Source organism: Finegoldia sp. BIOML-A4 (assembly GCF_009679635.1).
Lineage (GTDB): Bacteria > Bacillota > Clostridia > Tissierellales > Peptoniphilaceae > Finegoldia > Finegoldia magna.
In genome coordinates this window covers 249,261-262,011 of sequence record NZ_WKZC01000001.1, presented here as the reverse complement: position 1 = coordinate 262,011, position 12,751 = coordinate 249,261, and the positions used below count along the sequence as shown (strand labels likewise).

12 protein-coding genes are annotated in these 12,751 nt (G+C 28.7%); all 12 read left to right on the top strand.

The genetic code is table 11. The annotated features are described in order from the left end of the window. The first annotated feature begins 9 nt into the window (after nucleotides 1-9). The 12 genes from pyrE (at nucleotide 10) to recO (ending at nucleotide 12,743) form a co-directional block, all read left to right on the top strand. Nucleotides 10-582: an orotate phosphoribosyltransferase gene (pyrE, locus tag GKG01_RS01135; protein WP_094207107.1), complete on the top strand. Its 573-nt coding sequence runs from the start codon at nucleotides 10-12 to the stop codon at nucleotides 580-582. Nucleotides 583-710: 128 nt separating this feature from the next. After that, entirely contained in the window at nucleotides 711-1,415 is a 705-nt protein-coding gene (locus GKG01_RS01130) for an isoprenyl transferase (RefSeq protein WP_094207108.1), read from the top strand. Continuing rightward, nucleotides 1,412-2,191 carry a phosphatidate cytidylyltransferase gene (locus GKG01_RS01125; RefSeq protein ID WP_094207109.1) on the top strand — a complete coding sequence of 260 codons (780 nt, stop codon included), beginning with the start codon at nucleotides 1,412-1,414 and terminating at the stop codon, nucleotides 2,189-2,191. Before GKG01_RS01130 ends, GKG01_RS01125 begins: the two co-directional genes overlap by 4 nt. Nucleotides 2,192-2,203: 12 nt before the next feature. Further along, on the top strand, nucleotides 2,204-3,208 hold the full coding sequence (gene rseP, locus GKG01_RS01120) for an RIP metalloprotease RseP (protein WP_094207110.1): 1,005 nt from the start codon (nucleotides 2,204-2,206) through the stop codon (nucleotides 3,206-3,208). A gap of 50 nt (nucleotides 3,209-3,258) precedes the next feature. Continuing rightward, a complete protein-coding gene (ispG, locus tag GKG01_RS01115; RefSeq protein ID WP_094207111.1) occupies nucleotides 3,259-4,308 on the top strand; it encodes a flavodoxin-dependent (E)-4-hydroxy-3-methylbut-2-enyl-diphosphate synthase in 1,050 nt (349 codons plus the stop codon). Continuing rightward, nucleotides 4,309-8,574 carry a PolC-type DNA polymerase III gene (locus GKG01_RS01110; RefSeq protein WP_154271131.1) on the top strand — a complete coding sequence of 1,422 codons (4,266 nt, stop codon included), beginning with the start codon at nucleotides 4,309-4,311 and terminating at the stop codon, nucleotides 8,572-8,574. It abuts the gene before it with no gap. Nucleotides 8,575-8,606: 32 nt separating this feature from the next. Then, nucleotides 8,607-9,590: a PhoH family protein gene (locus GKG01_RS01105; protein WP_154271130.1), complete on the top strand. Its 984-nt coding sequence runs from the start codon at nucleotides 8,607-8,609 to the stop codon at nucleotides 9,588-9,590. Next, complete coding sequence (gene ybeY / locus GKG01_RS01100) at nucleotides 9,571-10,032, top strand: rRNA maturation RNase YbeY (protein ID WP_154271129.1); 462 nt, start codon at nucleotides 9,571-9,573, stop codon at nucleotides 10,030-10,032. Before GKG01_RS01105 ends, ybeY begins: the two co-directional genes overlap by 20 nt. Next, entirely contained in the window at nucleotides 10,016-10,759 is a 744-nt protein-coding gene (locus tag GKG01_RS01095) for a diacylglycerol kinase (protein ID WP_094205653.1), read from the top strand. Before ybeY ends, GKG01_RS01095 begins: the two co-directional genes overlap by 17 nt. 7 nt (nucleotides 10,760-10,766) lie before the next feature. Next, nucleotides 10,767-11,162 (top strand): cytidine deaminase, encoded by a 396-nt coding sequence (cdd, locus tag GKG01_RS01090; protein WP_094205654.1) that lies wholly within the window; start codon nucleotides 10,767-10,769, stop codon nucleotides 11,160-11,162. Continuing rightward, nucleotides 11,155-12,039, top strand: a complete 885-nt coding sequence (gene era / locus GKG01_RS01085) for a GTPase Era (protein ID WP_094205655.1) — start codon at nucleotides 11,155-11,157, stop codon at nucleotides 12,037-12,039. Before cdd ends, era begins: the two co-directional genes overlap by 8 nt. Further along, nucleotides 12,039-12,743, top strand: coding sequence for a DNA repair protein RecO (recO, locus tag GKG01_RS01080; protein ID WP_154271128.1), 705 nt, complete (start codon nucleotides 12,039-12,041; stop codon nucleotides 12,741-12,743). Before era ends, recO begins: the two co-directional genes overlap by 1 nt. Nucleotides 12,744-12,751 lie beyond the last annotated feature (8 nt).

Genomic DNA, 12,751 nt, shown 5'->3' with positions numbered 1-12,751 from the left:
GGGAAAAAGATGGATAGAGTTGTTGAATTATTAAAAGAAAGTAATGCATTGTTAGAAGGTCATTTCTTATTGTCATCTGGAAATCACAGTGATAAGTATTGTCAATGTGCAAAGTTATTACAATATCCAGACAAAGCTGAAGAAGTAATAAAAGTTATTGCTGAAAAGCTTAAAGATGTTGAATTTGATACTGTTGTTGGACCTGCAATGGGAGGAATAATAGTAGCTTATGAACTAGGAAGACAACTACATAAACCAGCTATATTTACTGAAAGAAAAGATGGTGAAATGTGTCTTAGAAGAGGTTTTGAAGTAAAAAAAGGCGAGAAAGTTATTATTTCAGAAGATGTTGTAACCACTGCTAAATCTTCATATGAGACTAAAAAAGTTTTGGAAGAATTGGGTGCAGAAGTAGTAGGAATTTGTTGCTTAGTAGATAGAAGTGTAAATCTGGATATTGATTTACCTTTGTACAGTGCAACAAAAATTGATATTGAAATTTTCAAACCGGAAGAATGTCCTTTATGTAAAAAAGGAATAGAATTGGTAAAACCTGGTTCAAGAGAAATTAAAAGCAAATAATATATTATAAAAATAAGCCTAATTTGAAGATTTCTTCATGAGATATTCAAATATAAAGGCTTATTTTTTGTGTAAGAAAAAATCAAAATATGATACAATAATTAAGAATAAACTAAAAGGAATTGAAAATGGATTTATCAAATTTAGATCAAGATAGACTGCCTAAACATATTGCCATAATAATGGATGGAAATGGAAGATGGGCTACAAAAAGAAATAAACCCAGAGTATTTGGACATAATGAAGGGATGAAAAGAGTTGTTGATGTTGTTGAAAACTCTTTAAATATTGGAATAAAATATTTATCCTTGTATGCTTTTTCGACAGAAAATTGGAAAAGACCTCAAAAAGAAATAGATTTTTTGATGCAAATACTCATAAAATATATAGATGACCAATTAAATAAACTAGTAACTCAAGGAGTCAAGATTAATATTTTGGGAGACATTAGTGTATTGCCCGAAAAAGTAATTCAAAAGATTGAATACGCATTGGATTCAACAAAAGATAATGATAAACTTATTCTAAATATAGCTATTAATTATGGTTCAAGACAAGAGATATTAAGAGCTGTGAATACTGCGATAGTAGATGGAGGAATACTGACTGATGACGAGTTCTCAAAACTTTTATACACGAGAAATCAACCAGACGTTGATTTACTGATTAGACCAGGAGGAGAAAAAAGGCTAAGCAATTTCTTGCTTTATCAAATGTCTTATGCAGAACTTTATTTTTCGGATATATATTGGCCTGATTTCAAATTAGAATCACTTATAGATGCAATTTATTGGTATCAAAATAGAAATAGAAGATTTGGTGGATTGAAATGAAATTTTTAAAAAGGACATTAACAGGAATAATAATTTTATTGTTATCTATTTTTTGCGTTTCTAAAGGTGGAATTTATCTTTTAATAATGAATTTATTCCTAAGCACTGTTGCAATTTACGAACTAGAAAATGTAATTAACAAGGATTATTCGAATATCATTAACATTAATAATTTGATTATTAATATATTGTTTAATGTTAGTTTTAATTTAAGTATTTATCTTAAAAAAGAATTATTTGCAATTGCTTTATTGTGTAGTTTTAGTTTGATAGAATTGACTTTATATACCATTTTTGACAAACCTATCAAAGAAGTATTAAATAACTATTTCTTACACATATATATTACGATTACTTTTTCGTTAATGTATTTTATTTCTGGAACTGAATTTATTTGGCTTATCTATATATGTTCATGGGGGACAGACACAGCAGCATATTGTACAGGAATGTTATTCGGAAAACACAAATTGACTAAGATTAGTCCTAAAAAAACTATTGAAGGAGCTATTGGTGGAATTATAGGAAGCATGATAATTGGAGCTATTTTTTCTATATTTTACGGTAATTTAAATGTTGTTAAGATAGTTATCATAGCTTTATTCGGTTCGATTATATCTCAAATTGGGGATATAAGCGCTTCTAAAATTAAAAGAAAAGCCAATGTGAAGGATTTTGGTAATATTTTTATTGGACATGGTGGAGTAATGGATAGATTTGATAGTTTTATTTTTGTTTTGCCTTATCTTTTAATATTATATTGTTTAGGGCTTTAATAAGGAGGAAATGTGATTACAATAATTTCATCAATAATAATATTTTTACTTGTAATTTTAATACATGAATTTGGACATTTTATCGTAGCGAAAAGGAATGGAGTATCTGTTTTGGAATTTTCAATAGGTATGGGACCAAAACTTTTCCAAAGAGAATCAAATGGAACTCTTTATTCTTTGAGAGTGATACCTGTGGGAGGTTATTGTCAGCTAGAAGGGGAAGACGAAGAAAACGACAGCCCGAATTCTTTGAATAATCAATCTCCGCTTGTAAGGCTTAAAGTAATTTTAGCTGGTGCTATTATGAATTTTATATTAGCTTTTATATTGTTAATTTTATTAATGTCTGTAAGTAGAGTTAGTACAGAAATATCCGGTGTGATAAAAGATTCACCTGCATACTCTTCGGGTTTACAAACAGGAGATCAAATTGTATCTATAAATGGAGAGAATGTACGTGATGGAGAAGAATTATTAAAAAGAATCAAAGAATCCAAAGGTGATTTAAATATTGGAGTAATAAGAGATTCTCAATCAAAGAATATAAAAGTCACTCCAAGATTAGAAAATAATATTAGAAAAATTGGAGTAAACTTTCAAGAAGAATATAATATTAAAAATTTTAGTATAGTAAAAGGCTTTAAAAAAGGCTTGATAACTTTTCTTAATTTGACAGGGATGTTATATAAGTTCCTAGGGATGCTTATAACTGGTCAATTAGGTTTAGGGGGAGTTAGTGGACCTGTTGGCGTGGTCAAAGAGATTGGCAATGCTGCAAAAACAGGTGTTTCTAATTTAATTTTTATATTAGCGTACTTTAACATTAATTTAGGTGTCTTTAATTTATTGCCTATTCCAGCTTTAGATGGAGGAAGAGCGATATTCATACTAATTGAGATGATATTTGGTAAAAAAATATCTGAAGAAAAAGAAGGCTATATACACATGGTAGGATTAATTTTGCTTTTAGCATTAATCGCCATAGTTACAATTAAAGATGTTATTAAATTATTTTAAATGTTTTGATTAGGCCTTTACGGGCCTTTTTAAATTTGAAAGGTGAAGTAATGAAAAGAGAAGATACAAAAAGAATTTACGTAAGAAACGTTGCTGTAGGAAATGGAGCAAGAGTTACAGTTCAATCTATGACTAATACTGATACAAAAGATATAGAAAGTACTGTAAAACAAATTAAAGAATTTGAATCTGTAGGATGTGATATTTCTAGAAGTGCAATTAATGATTTGGAAGATGCTAAGGCGATACCAATTATAAAAAGTATGACGAATATACCATTTATTGCTGACATTCAATTTCATCACAAATTAGCAATAGCTGCAATTGAAAACGGGTGTGATTGTATTAGAATTAATCCTGGCAATATTGGTGGAATAGATAGAGTCAAAGAAATTGTAGATTGTTGCAAACATCATAAAATTTCCATGAGAATTGGTGTAAACAGTGGATCTGTCAATCAAAAATTCATTGATAAATATCACGGAGTAAATGTGGATTCAATATGTTATAGCTGCCTTGATCAAATAAGAATGATCGAAGATATGGGATTCGATGACATCAAATTATCGTTAAAATCTTCTAATGTTAATATGTCAATAAAAGCTTACGAAAAAATGTCAGAGTTATGTAATTATCCTCTACATGTCGGTATAACAGAAGCAGGTCCTTCTACAAAAGGGATTATAAAATCTAGTGTAGGAATAGGAAGTATTTTGTCAAAAGGAATTGGAGATACTATCAGAGTTTCTTTAACTGGTGATCCTAAAGAAGAAATCATTGTAGGAAGACAAATTTTAATGAGTTTAGGTTTATTAAATGAAGGAATTGAAATAATTTCATGTCCAACATGTGCTAGAACCAAGATTGATTTGATAAGTCTAGTGAATGAAGCTGAAAAGAAATTGGATAAAATAGATAAACACATTAAAGTTGCTATTATGGGTTGCGTTGTAAATGGACCAGGAGAAGCAAAAGAAGCTGATATTGGTATAGCAGGAGGAAATGGAGTAGGCTTAATATTTAAAAAAGGGGAAATTGTACGAAAAGTTAAAGAAGAAGAATTATTAGATGTATTAATTGAAGAGATAGAGAGGTTATAAATGCATTTATTACTCAACGATGTATTAAAGAAAATCGGCCTAAAATATGATTCAAAATCCCCAATTTATATTGATAAATTGACTTATAATAAGGATAATGATGAGTTAGATTGTTTGATAAACATTCAAAAAGATGAGAGTAAGGACAACTTGGCAGAATTTATACAAAAAGACTTATTAAATTTTATAACAAAAATTAATATTGATTTTACAGAGTATGAAGATTCAAAAATCAATTTTTCAAAAGATGATTTGATTAAAATTTTAAAAACAAGTGATTTTTGTGAATATTCTTCTTGTATTGATTTTGAAAGTTCAAACATAGACGAATCAGAAATTTCACTTATTTTTAATTTTGAGCAAATAAGGGATAAGTTTATTTCAGATCAAAAGGATAATGAGTTAACAGAATTAATAAATAAGACATATAATTTAAGTTATTCTGTCAAATCTGAAATTGTTGAGTTAAAGGATAACGATGATTATAGGCAAAATTTAATCGAGTATGATAATTCAATTCGAAAAAAAATAGCTGAATCCATAAAAGATACTCCAAAGCAAGAAAAAGAAGAAGTTAAAAAAACGGGAATAAAATGTGGTAAAGACATAACCAAGTCTCCAATAAAAATTAAAGAAATTATAGAAAATGAAGATGATACTTGTATCAGAGCTGAGATTATTGATGTAGATATAAGAAGCATAAAAGATGGAGAAAGTTTTATTATCTCTTTGGATCTAAGGGATGAAAGTGGAGCTGTTTTTGCAAAGAAATTTTTGAAGAAAAAAGAATTTGAAGCATTTGGTGATAAATTGAAATCGGGAGTTTATCTTTTATTAACAGGAAGGTTGGAATTTGATAGATTTACTTCTGGAAAGACCTTTTCAATAAGACAAATGCAAGAAGTTGAAAAGCCGGAATCTAGAAAAGATGAATACGAGAAAAAACGTGTAGAACTACACATGTATTCTCAAATGAGCCAACTAGATGGATTTATTGACTTGGATGAATGCTGTAAAACTCTAAAAAAATGGGGACATACAGCTCTAGGCTTAACAGATAAATCTGTAGTACAAGGTTATCCACAATTGTATGATGCTTGTAGCAAAAATGGAATAAAACCACTTTTTGGAATGGAAGCTAAAATAATAGAAGATGATTTTAGGATAATCACAAATCCTTATGATTCTATGAATTTGCAAGAATTTGTAGTTTTTGATATAGAAACTACAGGATTATCAAATTCAACTGAAAAAATTACGGAAATTGGTGCTGTAAAGATTGTGGACAATCAAATTGTAGATGAATTTAACCAGTTAATTAATCCAGAAATTCCAATACCAGAAAAAATTACGGAATTAACGTCTATAACAAATGAAATGGTAAAAGATATGCCTAAAATAGACGAAGTATTACCTGAGTTTTTAAAATTTGTTGGTGACTGCACTTTAATAGCACATAATGCAGATTTCGATATGGGATTTATCAAGAAAAATTGTATTGATTTGAGAATTAATCCCGTAAGAACATATATAGACACACTAGCTTTTGCGAGGGCATTGGAACCTCATCTCAAAAATCATAAACTTGATACTTTGACAAAAAAATACAACGTTAATTTATTCAATCATCACAGAGCTTGTGATGATGCAAGAGCAACGGGAGAAGTGTTTATTTGTATGGTCAAAGATCTTGAAAAAAGAGGAGTACAATTTGATATAAATATAAATAAAATGGATTCTGAATGGAACATTTCAAAAAGAGAATCTCATACTGCGACAATATACGCCAAAAACTTAGTAGGTTTGAAAAACTTGTATAAACTTGTGACTGCTTCTAATTTAAAATATTTTTACAGAGAAGGCGGAATACCAAATTCTGAATTGAATAAAAGAAGAGAAGGTCTTGTAATTGGATCTGGAAACGAAGATGGAGAATTAATAAAAGCAATACTTGGATTTGAATCAGATGAAAAATTAGATGAGATTATTTCAAGGTATGATTTTTTGGAGGTTCAACCACCACTTTATTATGATGGAGTAAAGTCAAAAAGAATGAGCTTTAACTTAAAGAGTTGTGAAGAATTAACTAGAAAACTATATGATTTATCAAAAAAGCACAATAAACCTCTTGTGGCTGATTCTTATGCAAAATACTTCGAAAAAACGGATTATATTTTTAGAAATATAATATTAGAAGGTCAACCTAGAAAAATTTATGGCGAAAAATTCCCTACTTTGTTTTTCAGAACAACTGATGAAATGATGAATGAATTTAGTTTTTTAGAAAAAGATGTGGCTGAGGAAATAGTAATAGATAATACCATAAAAATTTCAGAAATGCTAGAAGATATAAAGCCAATACCAGATGGAACTTTTCCACCGGTTATTGAAGGATCTGATACAGAATTAAGAGAAATGACTTATAAAAAAGCTAGAAGTATATATGGAGATGATTTACCAGAAATTGTTGAAAGTAGATTAGAACGTGAATTATCATCTATAATTTCAAATGGATATGCTGTATTATATATTATCGCTCAAAAATTAGTAAAGAAAAGCAACGAAGATGGATATCTAGTTGGATCAAGAGGATCTGTAGGATCAAGTTTTGTTGCGACAATGGCTGATATAACAGAAGTTAATCCTTTAATTCCGCATTATATTTGTGAGAATTGCAAACATTCTGAGTTCATACATGATGAAAATATAGGTTCAGGGGTGGATCTTGAAGATAAAATTTGTCCAGTATGTGGACAACCATTAAAAAAAGAAGGTCATAATATACCATTTGAAGTTTTCTTAGGATTTGATGGTGATAAAGAGCCAGATATTGATTTAAACTTTGCTGGAGAATATCAACCTACTGTTCACAAATATACTGAAGAATTGTTTGGGGAAGGAAAGGTGTTCAGAGCTGGAACTATTGGTACAATTTCCGATAAAACAGCTTATGGATATATAAAAAAATATTTTGAAGATAAAAACGTATATGTTAACAATTCAGAGATAAAATATTTGCAAAGAGGAATCTTGGGAGTTAAAAGAACATCGGGTCAACATCCGGGTGGAGTAATGATAGTTCCAAGAGATAAGGACATTGAAGATTTTTGTCCAGTTCAACATCCCGCTGATGATGTTAATAGTGACATTATTACTACTCATTTCAATTATAAGTCTATAAGTGGTAGGATTTTAAAGCTTGATTTGCTTGGACACGATGTTCCAACAATTATAAAAATGTTATCTGATATGACAGGAGTGGATCCATTAACTATTCCTATGGATGATAAAGAGACAATGAGTATTTTTTCATCGATAGATGCTTTACACTTTGAAGAATTAATTGATGGTTTAGATATAGGGACGTTAGGAATACCAGAGTTTGGTACAAACTTTGTAAGAGGAATGTTAAGAGATACAACTCCAAAAACTTTTTCAGAGTTAGTCAGAATTTCTGGGTTATCACATGGTACAAATGTATGGTTAAATAATGCACAAGATCTAATAAGAAATGGTGTTGTTGAATTAAAAGATACTATTTGTACAAGAGATGATATTATGATTTATCTAATAAATAAAGGTCTTGAAAAGAAAAAATCATTTAAAATAATGGAAACAGTAAGAAAAAATAGACTTCTTGATGAGGATACACTAAATTATATGACTGAAAATGGTGTTCCAGATTGGTATATTGAATCTTGTAAAACAATTGAATATCTTTTCCCTAAGGCGCACGCCGTAGCTTATGTTATGATGAGTTACAGAATTGCTTATTTTAAAGTACACTATCCAGAAGCTTTTTATTCAACATTTTTTACTATAAAATTACAAGATTATCCAGGTGATGTTATTGTGAGAGGATTAAGTGCAATTAGAGAAGAAATGCAATCTTTGAAGGATAAATACAAAGAATCAAATTCTAAGATGACAGCAAAGGATAGTAACAAATACTCTGTATTAGAAGTAGCAGAAGAAATGTATTGCAGGGGAATAAAACAATCAAGAGTGGACTTGCATAAATCTGATAAAGCTAGGTTCAAAGTATTAGAAAAAGGATTTATTCAACCTCCTTTTAATGCACTTGAGGGAGTTAGCGATGCAAACTCTATTGCTATTTTTGAAGAAATACAAAAAGGTGATTTTATTTCAAAACAAGATTTTACTATGAGAACGAAAGTTAATAAAACAGCTTTAGAAATACTAGAAAACCACGGTGTTTTAGATGGTTTACAAAATGAAAACCAAATAAGTTTATTTGATTTTTAGTGATATGTTATAATTAGATAAATGGAGTGATTATGGATAAACATTTAATTTACAAAACTAATAATGAAAAATTAATAACTTTTATTTTTGGTCAATTAGAAAAAAACGCAAAAAAAATTGAAGAAGCTTGTGATGTTATATTAAAGATTTCTGAAGAAGGTATTCTAATTAGTGGTTCTGATTTGAATATTGAAAGTGCTAGTAATCTTTTAGAATCATTAAATACACATACTTTATCCGGGAATGAAATAACAGATCAAGATTTGGATTATTTGCTTTCTAACTTAGAAAAAATAAAACAAGAAAATATTTCAAAAATTAAGGACTATGTAATTTGTTACAATTCAAAAGGGAAACCTTTAAAGCCAAAAACTGTAAATCAAAGAAATTATGTTGAAATGATTAATCAAAATGATATAGTTTTTGGAATAGGTCCTGCCGGTACTGGAAAAACTTATTTGGCAATGGCGATGGCAATAAATGCATTCAGAAATAATGAAGTGGATAGGATAATTTTAACTAGACCTGCTGTAGAAGCTGGAGAAAGTTTAGGATTTTTGCCGGGAGATCTTCAAGAAAAAATTGATCCATATCTAAGACCAATATACGATGCTATGTTTGATATACTAGGTTATGAAAATTTTGAAAAATTCAAAGAAAGAGGATTGATTGAAGTAGCACCATTGGCATATATGAGAGGTAGAACTTTAGATAATGCATATATTATATTAGATGAAGCGCAAAACACTACCAATGAACAAATGAAGATGTTTTTAACTAGAATAGGATATGGTTCAAAAGCTATAGTAACGGGAGACATTACACAAGTAGATTTACCAAGAGGTAAAAAATCAGGATTACTAGTTGCAACTAATATTCTTAGGGACATAAAAGGAATAAGCTTTTTAGAATTTGAAAAAACAGATGTTGTAAGACATCCACTAGTACAAAAAATTATTGGAGCTTATGAAAAATTAGATAACAATAGGTCAAATTATGATAATACAGATAAGTAATAGACAAGATGATTTTCAAATTGATGATGAATTAAGATCGAATATTGAAAACTCAATAAAAATATGTTTGCTTCAAGAATTAAATAATGATAATTATGAGATATCTTTGTCATTTGTTAGTGAAGAAGAAATTAAAGAACTTAATAGAGATTATCGAAATAAAGATAGTGTAACAGATGTGTTGAGCTTTCCTTTAGAAGATGATTTTCAAGTTCAAACAAATCTTTTGGGTGATATTATTATATGCTGCAAAAGAGCTGTAGAACAAGCTAAAGAATACAATCATTCTATTAAAAGAGAAATTGTGTACTTGGTTGTACATTCTATGTTTCATTTGTTGGGTTATGATCATATTGATGAAAGTGATAAAATTATTATGAGAAATAAAGAAAAATCAGCCTTGAAAGAAATAGGTATCTATAAAGATGAAGAATTTAATTAGGAAGTCAAAGGATAAAAATATTTCTAAAAATACTTCTTTTATTACTAGTTTTCAATATGCAATGGATGGAATTATTCATTGTTTGAAAAATGAAAGAAATTTTAGAACTGACATTTTGATGACCGTTCTGGTTATGATTGCGTCATTAATGTTTGACTTATCAAGGGTAGAAATGGCTTGTTTGTGCATAACTATAACATTTATATTAATGGCAGAAATGATTAACACCGCCATTGAAACGATTGTTGATTTGATTTATGACAAATATGATGATAAAGCAAAAATAGCAAAAGATGTAGGTGCAGGGGCTGTACTACTAGCTGCTTTTAATTCTATTTTTGTAGGTTATTTTATGTTTTATGATAGGATTGTACCACTTAGTCATACAGCAGTTATAAAATTACAGAACTCACCAACTCATTTGACATTTATAGCTTTGATTTTGGTAGTTGTTATAACTTTAGTATTAAAAAGTTTTATATATCAGAATAAATGGACTTATTTGCAAGGTGGAAGCGTGAGTGGTCACGCATCGGTTTCTTTTTGCAGCGCTACAATAATTGCTCTTCTTGCTAATAATACATTAGTGACAATACTATCATATTTTATAGCTTTTTTGGTTGCAGAAAGTAGAGTAGAAGGAAAAATTCATACACTGAGTCAAGTTATAGTTGGTGGTATAATTGGGACATTAGTGGCAATATTATTATTTAAAGTAATTATTTAGGAGTATTATGGAAATTAATAAAATGTATAAAATTGCATTGCAATATAAACAAAACGCATACACGCCATATTCTAATTACAACGTAGGATGTTGTGTCAAAGACAAGGAAGGAAACTATTATGGAGGTTGTAATATTGAAAATGCTTCATTCAGTCCGACTATTTGTGCTGAAAGAACAGCAATTTCGAAGATGGTTTCTGAAGGATTTAAATTAATAGATACTATTTTAATAATTGGAGATTCTGATTTTACGTATCCTTGTGGTGTTTGTAGACAAGTAATTAAAGAATTTTCTAACGAAGATACCAAAATAATAATAGCTAAAAATGAAAATGAGTATAAAATTTATAATATTGAAGATTTATTACCTCATGGTTTTAGTGGAGATGATGTAAATGTTTAAATCTGGATTTGTTTCAGTTATAGGTAGAAGTAATGTGGGGAAATCAACTCTTTTGAATAGAATTTTAGGAGAAAAACTAACAATTATTTCTGACAAACCTCAAACTACTAGAAATAAAATACAATTGATATATACTGACGAAAATATGCAAGCAATATTTTTAGATACTCCAGGGATACAAACACCAAAAAATAAACTTGGAGATTATATGCTTAAAGTATCGATGTCAACTTTGAACGAAGTTGATGTTATAACATATATCGTAGATACTACTGAAGAAATAGGAAAGCTAGACTCTGAAATTATTAAAAAATTAAAATTAGTTAATACAAAAATCATTCTACTAATCAATAAAACAGATAAAATATCAAGCGATAATGTCAATGAAATAGTAGAAATGTACAGTAAAGTTGGAATATTTGAAGAAATAATTCCAATAAGTGCATTAAATGGGGATAATGTAGAAGGTTATTTAACTTCTTTAAAAAATAATTTGCCTGAAGGGCCAATGTATTATGACAAAGATAGCGTAACAGATCAACCTATTAGACAAATTGTACAAGAACTAATTAGGGAAAAAGCACTAATAAATTTATCTGATGAATTACCACATGGAATAGCTATAACTATTGAAAAATTCAAAGAAAGACAAGATAAGAATCTAATTGATATAGATGCTACTATTATTGTTGAGAAAAAAAGCCATAAGGGCATGGTAATTGGTAAAAAAGGATCAATGATTAAAAAAATTGGAACTGATGCCAGAATTGATATTGAACAATTATTAGACGCAAAAGTAAATCTAAAACTATGGGTTAAAATAGATGAAGAATGGAGAAATAAAGATTCTAGATTAAGGTATTTGGGTTATAACTAATGGAACAAGATTACATCAAGACACAAGCTATTGTGTTGGAGCATATAATTTATGGAGAAAATTCTATAATTTTGAATGTTTTCAGTAAAGAAGAAGGTATTATTGGAATTTTCATCAATAATATTAATTCCATGAAATCAATTATAGAATTTAATGTTCTGTCAGTGAATGATTTTACCTTAAAAAAAGGAAATCAATTCTATTATTTAGTGGATTATGATTTAATTAACTCTAATTTTAATATAAGAACAAACTATAAATCAGAATTATTTAGTTTGGTTATAGTTGATTTAATAAAGTCAATTTTTTACAATGAAGTTTGCAATGAAAAAGTATACGCTTTGATATTGAAAACAGTAATATTCTTATCCAAATATTCTGAAGATCAATACGCTTTAATAAATGCGTTTATTTTGAAACTTGTATCATATCTTGGATATCAACCTAGTATGTTTTATCAAAATAGTCACAACAGGTTTTATTTAGATGGTGGATTTGTAGATTCTGACGGAGAATACTACCAAATAGATAATTTACACGCAAAATATATGATATACTTAATGAAAAATAGGTATGATGACATAGTTAATAAAAAGTATGAATCTATAAATGAAAACGAAATTTTAAAAATTTTGTTAAAATACACGATGAACAATTTTGGAATTGAATATTTGGGGTCATTAGGCTACCTTGAATATTTATAAGGAGAAAT